This is a genomic window from Amycolatopsis cihanbeyliensis (genome assembly GCF_006715045.1).
GTDB lineage: Bacteria > Actinomycetota > Actinomycetes > Mycobacteriales > Pseudonocardiaceae > Amycolatopsis > Amycolatopsis cihanbeyliensis.
Map to the genome: position 1 here is coordinate 4,895,957 of NZ_VFML01000001.1, position 16,282 is coordinate 4,912,238.

Sequence of the window (16,282 nt, forward strand, 5' to 3'; positions counted from 1 at the left end):
TAGCCGCTCAGCAGTCGCCGGTCGGGCAGCGCAGCTTGCTCAGGGTGGAGAAGAAGATCTGCTCGATGTCGGTGACCTGCGGGGCCAGCGAGACGAACCCGCCGGTGGCCTTGGCGATGTCGTTCAGTTCCGCCGGGTCGACGTCGGTGCCGAGGCCGATGAACACGATCGGCAGCGGTCGTTGCGCCGAGCTCAGCTGCCGCAACTCGGTCAGCAGCCGCTCCCTGGTGATGCCGTCGTCCTCGTTCCTGCCGTCGGTCATGATGATCACCACGTTGGTGCGGCCGGGCTTCCACGACCCGGTTGCCTCCCGGTACGCGGCCAGCGTGGTGTCGTACAGCCCGGTGGCACCCTGCGGCGCGCTGAGCAGCGAGTCGAGCCCGGTGGTCAGGCCGTCCTCGGCGTGCTTGCTCATCGGTTTCCACGGCACCACCTGGCGGTAGTCCTTGTCCCCTTCGAGCTTGGTCGAGAACTCCCACAGGGTGTACTCGGTACTCGGTTTGAACAGCCCTACGCCCCGCTTGGCCGCCTCGATGGTGACCTGCATCCGGGTCCGGCCGGTCCCCGGCACCTCGGTGGCCATCGATCCGGAGACGTCGATCACGTTGAGCACCCGCCCGCTGGCGTCCACGGCCGCCCACCGCTCCAGTGCCGCGCTCGCCTCGTCCCTGCTCGGCTGCGGGCTCGGGGCACGGGGCGAGGCGTCGATCCGGTTGTCGGCATCGCGGGAACCGGTCAGCCTGCCGTCCGTGGTCCGCAGGCCCTGCCTGCCGAGCGCCTCCTCGAACGCGGGCTCGCGCAGCCTGCTCAGCAGCCGGTCGGCAGCCCTGCGCTGCGACTCGTCGGCATCCGGCAGCACCACGAACGGGTAATCCAGCCAGGGGGTCGGCTGGGCGGGGTAACTGGCCACCACGGACAGCCCCGAACCGCGCTCGTGCTCCTGGTTGTGCCGTAGCACCTGCTGCTCGGAGGTGGGAAACGCGGTCAGCGCCGGTTCCAGCCCGCCATCGGGCAGGTGCTCGAACAGCTTGCGGCTGTCGTCGACCCGGTGCTCGGACAGCGAGCGCAGCGCGGCGGTGGCCGCCGGCGCGTCCGGGACCGCCGCCTGGATCCCGAGCAACGCCGCCGCGGCGGCCGGATCGTAGGTGGGGTCGGTGGTGCCGGCCACGACCTGGCCGCCCTCCGGGTCGACCAGCTCGGCCCAGTCCGGGCGCGCGCCCGGCCAGCCCATCCGTTCGGCCTCGTCCTCGGCGACGCCGAACACCACCGGGGTGCTGGCCAGCGAGGGGTTCTGCGGCTGGATGCCCTCCCGGCGTTCGGCGATGCGCCGCACCTGCATGGTCGACTCGGGAACCCAGATCGCGGCCCCGGGATCCAGGTTGGGCGTGGACAGCGTGGCGGCCATGGTCGAGGAGTCGTGGGCCTGGACATCCACCCGCACGCAGCGGTTCTCCAGCCGCTCCGGCTGCTCACCGGCGAACTCGGCCACGGCGGGCTCGATACCGGGTGCGGCGGCGACGGTGAGGGTGACCTGGCCCTCGCAGCGGTCCCCGAAGCCGCCGGTGACCAGCATGACGCCCAGCCAGCCGGCCAGTACGACCGCAACGGTGACTCCCAGTGACCCCAGGATCAGGCCGTACCGGCTTCTGCGGTGCGCTGCCCGGTGCTGTCCCACCACCTGCCTCCCGGAGGTCGTCGCCCGAATTTACGCCACTCGAATGGGTGACACCAGGACAACGTGCGGGGCGGTCCGGGCGTTACTGAGAGCCGCGTCATGGACGGGACTCAGCCGCGGTGGCGAGTGGAAGAACGCGCGTTCGGCGGAGCCCACGAGCGGCGAGGCGGGGCGCCCCAGCCACGGCGGAGATGTTCGAGCCCACGGTCGCCGGCCCCGCCGAGCCGATCGTGCCGCGCGTTGCCAACCGAGCGCTGAGAGCCGTGTCTCCGCGCTCACTCGATGATCTGGAAGGTGGGCATGATCCGGTCGAAGAGCCGGGTGCGTGCGGTTTCCTCCTGGTCCGTCGGCACTGTGAGCCCGACCACCCACAGGCTGTCCTGCGCCTGGAACACGTGCGCGAAGGTGGTCCGGTTCAACGGCCGTTCCGATTGTTCGCCGGGGCGCACCGGGCTGGACTCCACCGTGCGGTAACTCAGCAGCAGACCCCGCCTGCCGTCGGTGAGCGGGGCGTACTCCACCTGCCGGAGGTTGCCGCCCCAGAGCTTGCCCAGCGCGTTCCAGTAGACGTCGGGGGACAGCAGGGGCTCGCTGTCGAACCGTTCCACGTCGAAGGACTGGGTGCCGTCGGAGGAGACGAACTGCACGAGGGTGCGCGGGGGCAGCCCACCGCCGGTCTCCCCGCTGACGAACTTCGTCCAGTCCTCCGGCACCTGGACGGAGAACAGCCCGCCGCGCGCCCCGCGCAGGTTGGTCGCGTCGCCCCGGCGCGGGGCGAGCTCGCGCAGCGGCGGGGCGGTCGGGCCGGCATCCGTTCGCTGCGGCGGTCCGAGCGGCTGGGCGGCGACCACCCTGGTCAGCACGAAACCGCCGAACGCGGCGGCCAGGAACAGCAGCACCGCGACCACCGTGACGGCCACGCCGGGTAGCGGCCCGCGCGGGCGCGCGCCGACCGGCTCCTGGCTCACCGGGTGGCTCGGCGACTCGAAGGGCAACGGGCCGGGGTCGGCCGCGAGCTCACCGCCGCCCGCGGGCGCGCCGCCCGCTCCGGCTTGCCCCGCTTCCGGTTTGGGCGGCTCGGGCAGCGCCGGGGCGCTGATCACCTGGGTGGCCGTGGTGTCCCCGCGGTCCGGCGCCGTGTTCGCCGAGCTCTCGGCGAACAGCTCCGGCCCGAACAGGGTGTGCCGTGGCTGGGCGAGCAGGGGGTACAGCCTGCGCCGTACCTCCCGCAGCGGCATTCGGGAGCCGGGCTCCTTGGCCATCAGCCCGCGGATCACCGGGCCGAGCGGGCCGGGACCCGGCTGCGGCGCCTCGCCGTGCACCACCCGGTTGACCGTCTCCAGCGGGTCGCCATCGGCGTCGTACGGTGGCCTGCCCTCCACGGCCGCGAACAGCGTCGCGCCGAGCCCCCAGAGGTCGGCGGCCGGGGTCACCGCGCCACCGGAGGCCACCTCCGGTGCGATGTAGGCGGGCGAGCCCAGCATCATCCCGGTGCGGGTCATGGTCGCCTCGGAGACGTTGCGGGCGATGCCGAAGTCGTTCAGCTTGATCCGTCCGTCCCTCGCCACCAGCACGTTGCCCGGTTTGACGTCGCGGTGCGTGATGCCGGCCGTGTGCGCGGCCTCCAGCGCGGAACCCACGGCGTCGGCGACCGCCGCGGCCTGCGGCGGGCTGAGCGAGCCGTGGTCGCGCAGCAGTGCGGCCAGGCTGGGGCCGGGCAGCAGCTCCATCACGACGAACGGTTCGTCGTTCTCCCTGGCCACGTCGTGCAGGATGATGACGTTCGGGTGGGAGAGCACGGCGATCGCCCTGGCCTCGCGCAGGGTGCGCTCACGCAACTCGGCGGCCCGGGAAGGAGGAACCCCCGGTGGCAGCCGAACCTCCTTCACCGCGACCGGGCGGTGCAGGAACTCGTCGTAGGCGGACCAGACCGTGCCCATCGACCCCGAGCCCAGCACCGACTGCAGCCGGTACCGCCCGGCCACGACACGCGCCCGTCCCGGTTCCGGCTCGGCCGAGCCGGGGGTCTCCGTGGTGGCTGCCGCGTCCGCTGGGTCGTGCTCGGAGGTGGACACCCGCCTATTGTGGCGCAGCGCGCGTGCACGCTCCCGCGCGGCAGCGTGTCGACGCAAGCATGTGAATCGCGATTAGCCTCACATGTCGTGTGGGCTCAGCGGCCTTACCATCGAAAGGTATGACCCAAGTGGCCGGTGGGACGACGTCGTCCGCCCCAGGGAGCGAGCAGCCGGATGAGCTGAGCCTCGCGGCCGAGTTCGAGACCCCGAGCCGGGAGCGATGGCGGGAGCTGGTCGCCGGGGTGCTGCGCAGGACCGGCGCACTGCCGGAGGATTTCGCGGGGGCACCGGAGAGTGTGCTGACCACACCCACCTACGACGGTATCGAGATCCAGCCGCTCTACACCGCGGAGGACACGGAGGGCGCGGGGGGCACAGTCCCGCCGGCCGGGCTGCCGGGTCTGCCGCCCTTCGTGCGCGGTGCCCGCCCGGAAGGCTCGGTGAGCACCGGATGGCAGGTGCGTACGCGGTACACCGACCCCGACCCGGCGGCGACGAACAAGGCGGCGCTGGCCGATCTGGACGGCGGCGTGGGATCGCTGTGGCTGCGGACGGGGCGGGGCGCCCTGCCGCCGGAAGCGCTCGGTGACGCGCTGGCCGGGGTCTACGTGGAGCTCGCCCCGGTGGTGCTCGACGCGGGACCGGACTACCCGGCCGCCGCGGAGGCGCTGCTGGAGGTCTTCGCCGAGCGGGAGATCCCGGCCAGCGAGGCCACGGGCAACCTGGGCGCCGACCCGATCGGGCTGTGGGCACGCACCGGTGAGCGGCAGGAGGTCGCGCCGGCGGCCGAGCTGGCCGCCCGGATCGCCGGCAGCCATCCCGCGCTGCGCACCATCGTCGCCGACGGGCTGCCCTTCCACGAGGCGGGCGGCTCGGACGCGCAGGAGCTCGGCGCCGCGGTCGCCGCGGGGGTCGCCTACCTGCGCGCGCTCACCGCGGCGGGGCTGAGCGTGGACGCGGCCTGCGCGCGGTTGGAGTTCCGGCTCGCCGCCACCGCGGACCAGTTCTTGACCATCGCCAAGTTCCGCGCGGCGCGGCGGTTGTGGGCCAGGGTGACCGAGGTCGCCGGCGCGAGCACCGAGGCCCGCGCGATGCGCCAGCACGCGGTGACCTCGGCGGCCATGCTCACCCAGCGCGACCCGTGGGTGAACATGCTGCGCACCTGCGTCGCCTGCTTCGGCGCGGGCGTCGGCGGCGCCGACGCGGTGACCGTACTGCCCTTCGACGACGCGATCGGCCTCCCGGACGCCTTCTCCCGCCGGATCGCCCGCAACACCCAGGCGATCCTGCTCGAGGAGTCCAAGCTGGCCGGGGTGATCGACCCGGCGGGTGGCTCCTGGTACGTGGAGAACCTCACCGACGAGCTCGCGCGCGTGGCGTGGCGGGAGTTCACCGAGATCGAGCGGGCCGGCGGTATTGAGTCCACTGTGGAATCCGGCATGCTCGCGGAGCGGCTGGCGGAGACCCGGCAGGCCAGGGCGCGGCGGATCGCCACCCGCGCCGATCCGATCACCGGGGTCAGCGAGTACCCGAACCTGGCGGAGAAACCGGTGGAACGCGCCCCGCGGCCCGCCGAGCGGGACCACGGCGGGCTGCCGAAGGTGCGCTACGCGCAGGACTACGAGCGGCTGCGTGACCGTTCCGACGCCCACCTCGCCGAGCACGGCGCGCGGCCGCGGATCTTCCTCGCCACCCTGGGGCCGGTCGCCGCGCACACCGCGCGCGCCAGCTTCGCCACGAACCTGTTCCAGGCGGGTGGGATCGAACCGGTCGACCCGGGTGCCACCGGGAGCACCGCGGAGCTCGTCGACGCCTTCACCGCCAGCGGCGCCAGGGTGGCCTGCTTGTGCGGCAACGACTCCAGCTACGCCGAGCAGGCCACCGAGGTTGCCGCCGCGCTGGCCGAGGCCGGTGCCGAAGCGGTGCTGCTGGCCGGGAAACCGGCCGACTACCGCGGGGTGACCGGTTACGTCTACACCGGCTGCCCCGCGCTGGAGATCCTGACCGGCTTGCTGGACACGCTGGGAGTGGCCCGATGATCCCGAACTTCGCCGATGTCGAGCTCGGCACCCCGGAGCAGGGCGGCCCGGCCGAATGGGCCGAGGCACTGCACGCCAGTATCGGCAAGGGCCCGGACGCGCTGGCCTGGGAGACCCCGGAGGGCATCGGGATCAAACCGGTGTACACCGCCGAAGATCTGTCCGATGTGGACTTTTTGGGTACCTATCCCGGGATAGCGCCCTTCCTGCGCGGCCCGTACCCGACGATGTACGTCAACCAGCCGTGGACCGTGCGGCAGTACGCGGGTTTCTCCACCGCCGCGGAGTCCAACGCCTTCTACCGGCGTAACCTCGCGGCCGGGCAGAAGGGTCTCTCGGTGGCCTTCGACCTCGCCACCCACCGCGGTTACGACTCCGACCACCCGCGAGTGTCCGGTGATGTCGGGATGGCCGGTGTCGCGATCGACTCGATCTATGACATGCGGCAGCTCTTCGACGGCATCCCGCTGGACAGGATGAGCGTGTCGATGACCATGAACGGCGCCGTGTTGCCGGTGATGGCGCTGTACGTGGTGGCCGCGGAGGAGCAGGGCGTCGAGCCGGAGCAACTCGCCGGGACCATTCAGAACGACATCCTCAAGGAGTTCATGGTCCGCAACACCTACATCTACCCGCCGCAGCCCTCGATGCGGATCATCTCGGACATCTTCTCCTACACCTCGCGGCGGATGCCACGGTTCAACTCGATCTCCATCTCCGGCTACCACATGCAGGAGGCGGGGGCGACCGCCGATCTGGAGCTGGCCTACACGCTGGCCGACGGCGTCGAGTACATCCGGGCCGGGCTGGAGGGCGGGCTGGACATCGACTCCTTCGCCCCGCGGCTGTCGTTCTTCTGGGCCATCGGGATGAACTTCTTCATGGAGGTCGCCAAGCTGCGGGCGGCCCGCCTGCTGTGGGCCAAGCTGGTGAACCAGTTCGAGCCGAAGTCCAGCAAATCGCTCTCGCTGCGCACACACTGCCAGACCTCCGGCTGGTCGCTGACCGCGCAGGACGTCTACAACAACGTCACCCGCACCTGCGTGGAGGCCATGGCCGCGACCCAGGGACACACCCAGTCCTTGCACACCAACGCGCTGGACGAGGCGCTGGCGCTGCCGACCGACTTCTCCGCGCGGATCGCGCGCAACACGCAACTGTTGCTGCAGCAGGAGTCCGGCACCACCCGGGTGATCGATCCCTGGGGCGGCAGCGCGTTCGTCGAGCGACTCACCTACGACCTCGCCCGCAAGGCCTGGGCGAACATCTCCGAGGTCGAGTCGGCGGGCGGGATGGCGCGGGCCATCGACGCCGGCATCCCGAAGATGCGCATCGAGGAGGCCGCCGCGCGGACCCAGGCGCGGATCGACTCCGGCCGCCAGCCGGTGATCGGGGTGAACAAGTACCAGGTCACCGGGCAGGAGGAAGAGGTCGAGGTCCTCAAGGTGGACAACGCCGAGGTGCGTGCCCAGCAGGTGGAGAAACTGCGCAGGCTGCGCGAGGAGCGGGACGAGACGGCCACCCAGGACGCGCTGCGCGCGCTCACCGCGGGGGCCGAGTCCGACGGCAACCTGCTGGCGCTGGCCATCGACGCGGCCAGGGCGAAGGCGACCGTGGGGGAGATCTCCGACGCGCTGGAGCGGATCTGGGGCAGGCACTCCGGGCAGATTCGTACCATCTCCGGGGTGTACCGGGACGAGGTCGGTAAGTCCGCGAATGTGGATCGGGTGCGGGAACGGGTCGAGGAGTTCGCCGAGACCGAGGGGCGCCGCCCGCGGATCCTGGTGGCCAAGATGGGCCAGGACGGGCACGACCGCGGGCAGAAGGTGATCGCCACGGCCTTCGCCGACCTCGGCTTCGATGTGGACGTCGGCCCGCTGTTCTCCACCCCGGCCGAGGTCGCGCGCCAGGCGGTGGAGGCGGATGTGCACATCGTCGGGGCGTCCTCGCTGGCGGCGGGGCACCTTTCGCTCGTGCCCGCGCTGCGTGCCGAGCTGGCCGAGCTCGGCAGGCCGGACATCATGGTCGTGGTCGGCGGGGTCATCCCGCCTGGCGACTACGAGGACCTGCGCGAGGCGGGTGCCGCGGCCATCTTCGGGCCGGGGACGGTGATCGCGGACGCCGCGATCGGCCTGCTCGACCAGCTCGACGCGCGCGACTAGGGGGCCTGGGGTGGCGCGGCGGATCGACGTCGGCGAGTACGCCAAGGGCGTGCTCGCGGGGGACCGGGGCATGCTGTCCCGGTCGATCACCCTGGTGGAGTCCAGCCGGCCGGAGCACCGCGCGCGGGCGCAGGAGTTGCTGGTCGAGCTGCTGCCGCACTCCGGGGGTGCGCACCGGGTGGGGATCACCGGCGTACCCGGTGTCGGTAAGTCGACATTTATCGACGAGCTGGGCACGACCCTCACCGGGTCCGGACACCGGGTGGCGGTGCTGGCCGTGGACCCCTCCTCCACCCGTACCGGCGGCAGCATCCTCGGCGACAAGACCCGGATGGGCCGGCTCGCGGTGGATGCCGGAGCGTTCATCCGGCCCTCGCCGACCTCCGGCACGCTGGGCGGGGTGGCCCGCGCGACCAGGGAGACCATCGTGCTGATGGAGGCCGCGGGCTACGACATCGTGCTGGTGGAGACGGTCGGTGTCGGGCAGTCCGAGGTCACCGTGGCGAACATGGTCGACTGCTTCCTGTTCCTCACCCTCGCGCGCACCGGCGACCAGCTGCAGGGCATCAAGAAGGGCGTGCTCGAGCTGGCCGACGTGATCGCGGTGAACAAGGCCGACGGCGAGCACGAGCGGGAGGCCAAGCGGGCGGCGCGGGAGCTGTCCGGCGCGCTGCGGATGATCTACGGGCCGGACACCGAGTGGACCCCGCCCGTGCTGACCTGTAGCGCGCTGACCGGAAACGGGCTGGACACGGTGTGGCAGCAGATCCGGCGGCACAACGAGGTGCTCGCCGCCTCCGGGAAGCTCGCCGCGAAACGCAGTAGCCAGCAGGTGGAATGGACCTGGTCCATGGTGCGGGAGCAACTGCTCGGCAGGCTGGCCGCGGACTCGCGGGTACGGTCGGTGGTGCCGGAGGTCGAGCGGGCCGTGCGCGCCGGCGAGCTGACCGCGACACTCGCCGCCGAACGAATCCTCGGCGCCTTCGGCCTCGACCCGGCACACTAGTGCGCATGCGCCCCCGTATGTTCGCCGCCTGCGTAGCGGTGCTCACCGCTCTCCTCGCCGTGCTGGCCACTGGCGTATCCGCTTCCGCCGCTTCCGGTGGGCCCGCTGTGTCTGCTGTGTCCGTCTCGCCGGTCGAACCGCTCACCGCGGCGGCCGGACCGGTGCTCGTGCAGGAGACCACCGGTCCCGGGGACGGCCCGACGCTGGACCCGACCACCGAGGCCGAGGCTGACCAGAGCAAGAGCAAGATCATCGTTGGGGTGATCGCCGCGTTGCTGCTGGTGATCGTGGTGCTGGGCCGCCGGGCGCGGAACAAGAAGCAGAGCGGTAAGTAGTCGATGAGCTACTGCTTGGGTACAGCTAGGCCGAACTCGTCCCCGCCGTTCAACGCAGATCAACTACCGGCTGTCTCGTAGTCTGGACTGGGGCTCCCAGATGTCACCTGGATGGTGCAACACTGGTGGCAGATACGTAGGACACCGATCACTCAGCGAACGAACGTTCCGGCAGTCGTGATCTCGGCTGCTGCAATCGTGGCGTGGTTCGCGAATGGGGGTACGGCGTGGAACGGGGGTACAGCGTGACTGTGCTCGACTCGCGTCGGGAACGGCCGGGCGAACGCGACAAGCGGCAAGCTGGGGTCACCGATCACGGCGCGTTGATTACTGACGCGGGCGTGAGCGTGGCACCCGTACCGGACCTCGGTGCGGGGCGTGGGCCCTTCTGGCTGGACGAGTGGCTCCGGGCCAATGCCGCCGACCTGGTCTCCTGGCGCCGGCGGATCCACGCCAACCCGGAGCTGTCCCGCAGGGAGTACGCGACCACCGAGATGATCGTCGGCCTGCTGCGGTCGGTCGGCCTGCGGCCGTCGGTGCTGCCCGGCGGCACCGGGGTGATCTGCGATATCGGCAGCGGACCCATCTGTGTCGCGCTGCGCGCCGACCTGGACGCGCTGCCGCTCACCGAGGCCACCGGTCTGCCGTTCGCCTCGACCGTGCACGGTGCCGCGCACGCCTGCGGGCATGACGCGCACACCGCGATCCTGCTGGCCACCGCGCGGGCGCTGGCCACGGCGCCGGAGCTGCCGGGCCGGGTGCGGCTGATCTTCCAGCCCGCCGAGGAGGTCATGCCGGGCGGCGCGCTGGACGCGATCACCGCGGGCGCGCTGGAGGGCGTGGACCGGATCTTCGGGTTGCACTGCGACCCGCGACTGCCGGTCGGCAGGATCGGTACCCGGGTGGGCGCGCTCACCTCGGCCGCCGACCTGATCGAGTTGCGGCTGACCTCGCCGGGCGGGCACACCTCCCGCCCGCACCTGACCGCCGACCTCGTGCACGCGCTTGGCACCGTGATCACCTCGCTGCCCTCGGTGCTGTCCCGCCGGGTGGACCCGCGGTCCGGCACGGTGCTGGTCTGGGGTGCGGTGCACGCGGGGGAGGCGCCGAACGCGGTGCCGCAGGACGGGAAGCTGCTCGGCACCCTGCGTACCGCCGACCACGCCGTGTGGTCGGAGCTGGAGCCGCTGGTCGCCGGCGCAGTGGAATCCCTGCTCGCCCCCACCGGGGTCGGCTTCGAGCTGGACTACCGCCGTGGCGTGCCCCCCGTGGTCTGCGACCCGGACAGCACGTACCTGTTGCGTGCCGGCGCCGAGGCCGCCCTCGGCGAGGACTCCCTGACCGGCACCGAGCAGTCCTCCGGTGGCGAGGACTTCGGCTGGTACCTGGAGCACGTCCCCGGCGCGTTCGCCCGCCTCGGCGTGTGGCCCGGTGAAGGCGCCCAGCGCGACCTGCACCAGCCCACCTTCGAACTGGACGAACGCGCCCTCCTGGTCGGCACCCGGGTCATGGTCCACACCGCTCTGGCCGCACTCTGCTGACACCCGTGTTTGCCGCCCACGTAACCGTGTTGGCCGCCCACGTAGGCGAGTTTGCTGCCCACGGGCGGGCGGAGTTATCCACAGTGGCATGAGTTGTCCACAGATTTGTGGACAGGCGCGTGCGAACAGGATCTGTTGGCGCACTCTGGGGCCATGCCAACAGTAGCCGGATCTCTACACGGCGTCGCGGCTCGTGCCGATGTCGCCGGTGTCCTGGGCGAAGCCGCGTTGCGGACCGCCCTTGACGAGGGAGCACTGGTCCAACCCTGGCGTGGTGTGATCATGCGGGCCGACCTCTCCCTCGACCGAATCTCGCGGGCCACCGCCGGGTTGCTCGCCGCAGGTCAAGGTGCGGTCCTCTCCCGGAACACGGCCGCGTGGATCCACGGCTGTACCGCTGCCGAGTCTCTTGACGTGCACGTGACGGTGCCGTATTCGAACTGGGTACGGTCGAAGGACGGCCTGATCGTGCATCATGACCGGTTTGCCACCGAGGATGTCGTCTACCGGCACGAGCTGCCGGTGCTGTCGCTGGCGGCGACGATCACCGAACTGCTGTGCGTACCACCTCGATGGCTCGCGCTCGCCTGCCTCGACCAAGCCTTGGCCGGTTTGCCCGAACACGAGATCGGCGAGTTTCGAGCCGAGGTCGACCAGCGTCTGACCGTCAGAGACTCGAATCGGGGTATCCGGATCGCGCAGGCGCTGCTCTTCACGGGCACGAACAAGGCCGAATCACCCTGGGAAAGCCGGTTGCGCCTGACGGTCATCGACGCGGGGTTCCCGTGGCCGGAGCCGCAGTACGAGATCCGGACCTTGAGCGGACGGCTGCTGTACGTGCTGGATCTGGCCTGGCCGGATCTGCGCATCGGGCTGGAGTACGACGGATACGAGGCACACGAGGAGCGAGCGGAGTACGACGCCGAGCGGGACCGGCGAATGGCCGAGCGCGGCTGGCTGATGATTCGGGTCCGCAAGGGTGATCTGACCGATCCCGGACCGCTGATCGAGCGGTTGCGTCGGGCGTTCGAGCGTCGTGGCCATCCGATATCCGCCTGACCAGCAAACTCGCCTACGCGACCAGCAAACTCGCCTACATGGGGAGCAAACACGGTTACGTGAGGGGCAAACACGGTGGGGAGGTTAGGGGCCGATGCCCTGGCAGGGGCGGGTACGCAGGGCGTCCACGTAGTCGGCCGGGGCGCCCGCGGCTTCGGCGGCGTCGGCGAGGACGCCGAGGTACCTGGCGGAGGGGAGGCCGCCCTCGTAGGCGTGCAGCACGTACAGCCAGGCCAGCACGGAGCCGTCCATCGTCTGCACCCGCAGCCGGATCTTGTTGTGCATACCCAGCTCGCCGCCCTCCCAGCTGTCCAGCAGGCTCTCGTCGAGCGGGATCACGTCGTAGAGCACCACGAACACCCGGGAATCGGGGTCCTCCACGATCGTGGCCAGGGCACCTTCCCAGCCCAGATCCTCGCCCCCGAAGGTCAGCCGCCAGCCTTCCAGCCAGCCGGTGCCCGCCATCGGCGAGTGCGGGGCTCGCTCCATCATCTGGGCGGGTTCCATGTTGGACCCGTACGCGGCATACAAAGGCACGGCCACAGCCTAGCGACCATCTCATCACCTGTTTGGACGCATCCGGGTGTGTCTGGAGTCAACCGACCGCCGGGCCGGCCCCGATCCGGCCCGCGTACCGTGGATGAGGCAGCCGTGCGGAGGAGGAGCGTCGACGTGACCAGAATCGTGATCATGGGCGGTGGGCCTGCGGGTTACGAGGCAGCACTGGTCGCCGCGCAGCACGGGGCCGACGTCACCGTGGTGGAGCGGGACGGCCTCGGCGGCGCCTGCGTGCTCTACGACTGTGTCCCCTCCAAGACCTTCATCGCCTCCTCCGGGGCGCGCGCCGGGATGCACGGGCTCAGCGAGCTCGGCATCGTCACCGATCTCGCGAAGACGCACATCGACCTGCACACCGTGCACGGCAGGGTCAAGGGCCTCGCCCTCGCCCAGTCGGCGGACATCCGGGCGCGGGTGCAGCGCGAGGGGGTCAGGGTGCTCGCCGGGACGGCCCGCTTCTGCGACGCCGAGCCGGGGCTGGCCGCCCACCAGCTCGCGGTCATCACGATGTCCGGCGAGGAGGAGATCCTGGACGCGGACGTGGTGCTCATCGCCACCGGCGCCACCCCGCGGGTGCTGCCCGGCGCGGTGCCGGACGGGGACCGGATCCTGGACTGGCGCCAGCTCTACGACCTGCCCGAGCTGCCAGAACACCTGGTGGTGATCGGTTCCGGCGTCACCGGCGCCGAGTTCGCCTCCGCCTACACCGAGATGGGCGTCAAGGTCACCGTGGTCTCCAGCCGGGACCGGGTGCTGCCGCACGAGGACGCCGACGCCGCGGCCGTGCTGGAGGAGGTCTTCAGCCAGCGGGGTACGACCGTGGCCAAGCACGCCCGCGCCGACCGGGTGGAGCGCACCGAGAAGGGGGTCGCGGTCCACCTCACCGACGGCAGGGTGATCGAGGCCAGCCACGCCCTGATGACCGTCGGCTCGGTCCCGAACACCTCGGACATCGGGCTGGAAAGGCTCGGCATCGAGCCCGGCCCCGGCGGGTTCATCTCGGTCGACCGGGTGTCCCGGACCAGCGCGCCCGGGGTGTACGCGGCCGGGGACTGCACCGGCGTGATGATGCTCGCCTCGGTGGCCAGCATGCAGGGCCGGATCGCCATGTGGCACGCCCTCGGCCAGGGGGTGGCGCCGATCAAGCTGAAGACCGTGGCGGCGAACGTGTTCACCCATCCGGAAATCGCCACCGTCGGCATCAGCCAGCAGGCGATCGACACCGGCGAGGTGCCGGCCCGGACGATCATGCTCCCGCTGGCCACCAACGCCCGCGCGAAGATGGAAGGGCTCCGGCACGGCTTCGTCAAGCTGTTCTGCCGCCCGGCCACCGGCGTGGTGGTCGGTGGCGTGGTCGCCGCGCCCACCGCGAGCGAGCTGATCCTGCCGATCGCGCTGGCCGTGCAGAACCAGCTCACCGTCGAGCACCTGGCGCTGACCTTCTCGGTCTACCCCTCGCTTTCCGGCTCGATCACCGAGGCCGGCAGGCAGCTCATGCGGCACGACGACCTGGACTGAGCCCGGCCGACCGTACCCGGATCACTCCTCGTCGACCCAGTCGAAGGTCTTGGTGACGGCCTTCTTCCAGTTGCGGTACTCCCGCGCCCTGCGCATGTCGTCCATCGAAGGGTCCCACTGCCGGTCCTTGGCCCAGTTGCTGCGGATGTCCTCCTCACCGCCCCAGAAGCCGACGGCGAGCCCGGCGGCGTAGGCGGCGCCGAGCGCGGTGGTCTCGTTCACCACCGGCCGGATCACCGGCACGCCGAGGATGTCCGCCTGGAACTGCATGAGGAGCTCGTTCACCACCATGCCGCCGTCCACCTTGAGCGACTTCAGCGGCACGCCGGAGTCGGCGTCCATCGCGTCGATCACCTCGCGGGTCTGGAACGCGGTGGCCTCCAGCACCGCCCGGCAGAGGTGGCCCTTGTTCACGAACCGGGTGAGCCCGACGATCGCCCCGCGCGCGTCCGAGCGCCAGTACGGGGCGAACAGCCCGGAGAACGCGGGCACGAAGTAGGCGCCGCCGTTGTCCTCGACGGTCTTGGCGTGCCGCTCGATCTCCGGTGCCGAGCCGATCAGGCCCAGGTTGTCCCGCAGCCACTGCACCAGCGAGCCGGTGACCGCGATCGAGCCCTCCAGCGCGTAGACCGTGCGGCTCGACCCGATCTTGTAGCAGACCGTGGTGAGCAACCCGTTCTCCGAGAGCACCTTCTCCGTACCGGTGTTCAGCAGCACGAAGTTGCCGGTGCCGTAGGTGTTCTTCGCCTCGCCGGGGGAGAGGCAGGCCTGCCCGAAGGTGGCCGCCTGCTGGTCGCCGAGGATGCCGGCGATCGGCACCCCGGCGAACGCGCCACGTGCCCTGACCTTGCCGTACTCCTCCGATGAGGACCGGATCTCCGGCAGCATGGAAAGCGGAATGCCCATATCCGCGGCGATGTCCGGGTCCCAGGACAGGGTGTCCAGGTCCATCAGCAGGGTCCGGGAGGCGTTGGTGGGGTCGGTGACGTGCACCCCGCCGTCCGGGCCGCCGGTCATGTTCCACAACACCCAGGTGTCCATATTGCCGAAGAGCAGGTCACCCGCCTCGGCCCGTTCCCTGACACCGTCCACATTGTCCAGGATCCACTTGATCTTCGGCCCGGAGAAGTAGGTGGCCAGCGGCAGCCCGGTCTTCGCGCGGTAACGCTCCTGACCGCCGCCGAGCGCCCCGAGCTCGGTCACGATCCGGTCGGTCCTGGTGTCCTGCCAGACGATCGCGTTGTACACCGGCTTGCCGGTCCTGCGGTCCCACACCAGCGTGGTCTCCCGCTGGTTGGTGATGCCGACCGCGGTGATCGAGCTGGGCTCCATGTCCGCCTTGGCCAGCGCGCCCGCGGCCACGGTCCTGGTGTTGGACCAGATCTCCTCGGCGTCGTGCTCGACCCAACCCGCCTGCGGGAAGATCTGCTCGTGCTCGCGCTGGTCGACCGCGACCACCCGGCCGGAGTGGTCGAAGATCATCGTGCGGGTCGAGGTGGTGCCCTGGTCGATCGCGGCGACGTACGAAGTCATGTGCGCTCCTCGTGAGTTGGCGTGGATCAGGTGGGCAGGACCAGGTACAGCAGTGCGGCCAGCGCGCCACCGGCCAGCGGGCCTGCCACCGGGATCCAGGAGTATCCCCAGTCCGCGCCGCCCTTGCCCCGGATGGGCAGCAGCGCGTAGGCGATGCGCGGGCCGAGGTCGCGGGCCGGGTTGATGGCGTAGCCGGTCGGGCCGCCGAGCGAGGTGCCGATCACCAGCACGACGAAGGCCACCCCGGCGTAGCCGAGCGCGGCGTTGCCGAACTGCGGGACCCCGTTCGGGCCGTGCTCGAAGGTCGGGGTGAGCAGGATCCACGCCACCAGCACGAAGGTACCGATGATCTCGGTGACCAGGTTCCAGGTCGTGTTCCGGATCTGCGGGACGGTGGAGAAGATCCCCAGCGTGCCCTCCGGCTCGGGATGCTGGTCGAATTGCAGCTTGTAGGTCGCCCAGCACAGCACGGCGCCGAGCACACCACCGACCAGTTGGCCCGCGAAGTAGATCGGCACATCGGCCCACGCGGTCTTCTCGGCGATGGCCAGCCCGAGGGTGACGGCCGGGTTGATGTGCGCCCCGCTCGGCGCCGCGATGCTCGCGCCGGTGAAGACCGCGAACCCCCACCCGATGGTGACGAACAGGAAGCCGGTGCCGGTGCCGTTGGTCTTGCGCAACACGTTGTTCGCGACGACACCCGTACCGAGCAGGACCAGCGTGGCGGTCCCCAGCAGTTCCCAGACGAAGATCGAACCCGCACTCATTCGTAGCCCTCCAC

The 16,282-nt window shown here is 70.9% G+C and carries 12 protein-coding genes; 7 read left to right on the plus strand and 5 right to left on the minus strand.

Annotated elements, in window-relative coordinates; translation table 11 throughout:
* Positions 1 to 7: 7 nt before the first annotated feature.
* Together FB471_RS22380 and FB471_RS22385 are read right to left on the minus strand one after the other, a co-directional pair.
* Complete coding sequence (locus FB471_RS22380; protein WP_142000361.1) at positions 8 to 1,675, minus strand: substrate-binding domain-containing protein; 1,668 nt, start codon at positions 1,673 to 1,675, stop codon at positions 8 to 10.
* A gap of 275 nt (positions 1,676 to 1,950) precedes the next feature.
* The gene (locus FB471_RS22385; RefSeq protein WP_211358257.1) at positions 1,951 to 3,615 is read right to left on the minus strand and encodes a serine/threonine-protein kinase; all 1,665 of its coding nucleotides are present in this window, start codon (positions 3,613 to 3,615) and stop codon (positions 1,951 to 1,953) included.
* Between the two features lie 254 nt (positions 3,616 to 3,869).
* Between FB471_RS22385 and FB471_RS22390 the strand changes: the two genes are divergently transcribed.
* From FB471_RS22390 to FB471_RS22415, 6 genes are all read left to right on the plus strand, one after another.
* On the plus strand, positions 3,870 to 5,789 hold the full coding sequence (locus FB471_RS22390; RefSeq protein ID WP_142000363.1) for a methylmalonyl-CoA mutase family protein: 1,920 nt from the start codon (positions 3,870 to 3,872) through the stop codon (positions 5,787 to 5,789).
* Positions 5,786 to 7,951, plus strand: coding sequence for a methylmalonyl-CoA mutase (gene scpA, locus FB471_RS22395; RefSeq protein ID WP_142000364.1), 2,166 nt, complete (start codon positions 5,786 to 5,788; stop codon positions 7,949 to 7,951). The genes FB471_RS22390 and scpA overlap by 4 nt, the downstream gene beginning before the upstream one ends.
* 10 nt (positions 7,952 to 7,961) lie before the next feature.
* Complete coding sequence (gene meaB / locus FB471_RS22400) at positions 7,962 to 8,957, plus strand: methylmalonyl Co-A mutase-associated GTPase MeaB (protein WP_142000365.1); 996 nt, start codon at positions 7,962 to 7,964, stop codon at positions 8,955 to 8,957.
* Positions 8,958 to 8,962: 5 nt separating this feature from the next.
* Positions 8,963 to 9,292 carry a hypothetical protein gene (locus FB471_RS22405; RefSeq protein ID WP_142000366.1) on the plus strand — a complete coding sequence of 110 codons (330 nt, stop codon included), beginning with the start codon at positions 8,963 to 8,965 and terminating at the stop codon, positions 9,290 to 9,292.
* A 245-nt stretch (positions 9,293 to 9,537) separates the two neighbouring features.
* A complete protein-coding gene (locus FB471_RS22410) occupies positions 9,538 to 10,833 on the plus strand; it encodes an amidohydrolase (protein ID WP_142000367.1) in 1,296 nt (431 codons plus the stop codon).
* Positions 10,834 to 10,986: 153 nt separating this feature from the next.
* Positions 10,987 to 11,892 carry an endonuclease domain-containing protein gene (locus tag FB471_RS22415; protein WP_142000368.1) on the plus strand — a complete coding sequence of 302 codons (906 nt, stop codon included), beginning with the start codon at positions 10,987 to 10,989 and terminating at the stop codon, positions 11,890 to 11,892.
* An 84-nt stretch (positions 11,893 to 11,976) separates the two neighbouring features.
* On the opposite strand, the gene FB471_RS22420 is transcribed toward FB471_RS22415, so the two are convergent.
* On the minus strand, positions 11,977 to 12,429 hold the full coding sequence (locus FB471_RS22420) for a gamma-glutamylcyclotransferase (protein ID WP_211358099.1): 453 nt from the start codon (positions 12,427 to 12,429) through the stop codon (positions 11,977 to 11,979).
* A 135-nt stretch (positions 12,430 to 12,564) separates the two neighbouring features.
* Between FB471_RS22420 and FB471_RS22425 the strand changes: the two genes are divergently transcribed.
* Positions 12,565 to 13,968 (plus strand): NAD(P)H-quinone dehydrogenase, encoded by a 1,404-nt coding sequence (locus FB471_RS22425; protein ID WP_142000369.1) that lies wholly within the window; start codon positions 12,565 to 12,567, stop codon positions 13,966 to 13,968.
* 21 nt (positions 13,969 to 13,989) lie between these two features.
* Here the strand turns inward: FB471_RS22425 and glpK are convergent, their stop codons facing one another.
* Both glpK and FB471_RS22435 read right to left on the minus strand, forming a co-directional pair.
* Positions 13,990 to 15,501: a glycerol kinase GlpK gene (gene glpK / locus FB471_RS22430; protein WP_142000370.1), complete on the minus strand. Its 1,512-nt coding sequence runs from the start codon at positions 15,499 to 15,501 to the stop codon at positions 13,990 to 13,992.
* A 26-nt stretch (positions 15,502 to 15,527) separates the two neighbouring features.
* Complete coding sequence (locus tag FB471_RS22435) at positions 15,528 to 16,268, minus strand: MIP/aquaporin family protein (protein ID WP_142000371.1); 741 nt, start codon at positions 16,266 to 16,268, stop codon at positions 15,528 to 15,530.
* Positions 16,269 to 16,282 lie beyond the last annotated feature (14 nt).

What these genes read in the sequence shown, in the direction of transcription:
- FB471_RS22435 (WP_142000371.1), bottom strand. Translation starts at nt 16,268, where the DNA reads ATGAGTGCGGGTTCGATCTTCGTCTGGGAACTGCTGGGGACCGCCACG.
- glpK (WP_142000370.1), bottom strand. Translation starts at nt 15,501, where the DNA reads ATGACTTCGTACGTCGCCGCGATCGACCAGGGCACCACCTCGACCCGC.
- FB471_RS22390 (WP_142000363.1), top strand. Translation starts at nt 3,870, where the DNA reads ATGACCCAAGTGGCCGGTGGGACGACGTCGTCCGCCCCAGGGAGCGAG.
- scpA (WP_142000364.1), top strand. Translation starts at nt 5,786, where the DNA reads ATGATCCCGAACTTCGCCGATGTCGAGCTCGGCACCCCGGAGCAGGGC.
- FB471_RS22385 (WP_211358257.1), bottom strand. Translation starts at nt 3,615, where the DNA reads ATGGGCACGGTCTGGTCCGCCTACGACGAGTTCCTGCACCGCCCGGTC.
- FB471_RS22415 (WP_142000368.1), top strand. Translation starts at nt 10,987, where the DNA reads ATGCCAACAGTAGCCGGATCTCTACACGGCGTCGCGGCTCGTGCCGAT.
- FB471_RS22405 (WP_142000366.1), top strand. Translation starts at nt 8,963, where the DNA reads ATGCGCCCCCGTATGTTCGCCGCCTGCGTAGCGGTGCTCACCGCTCTC.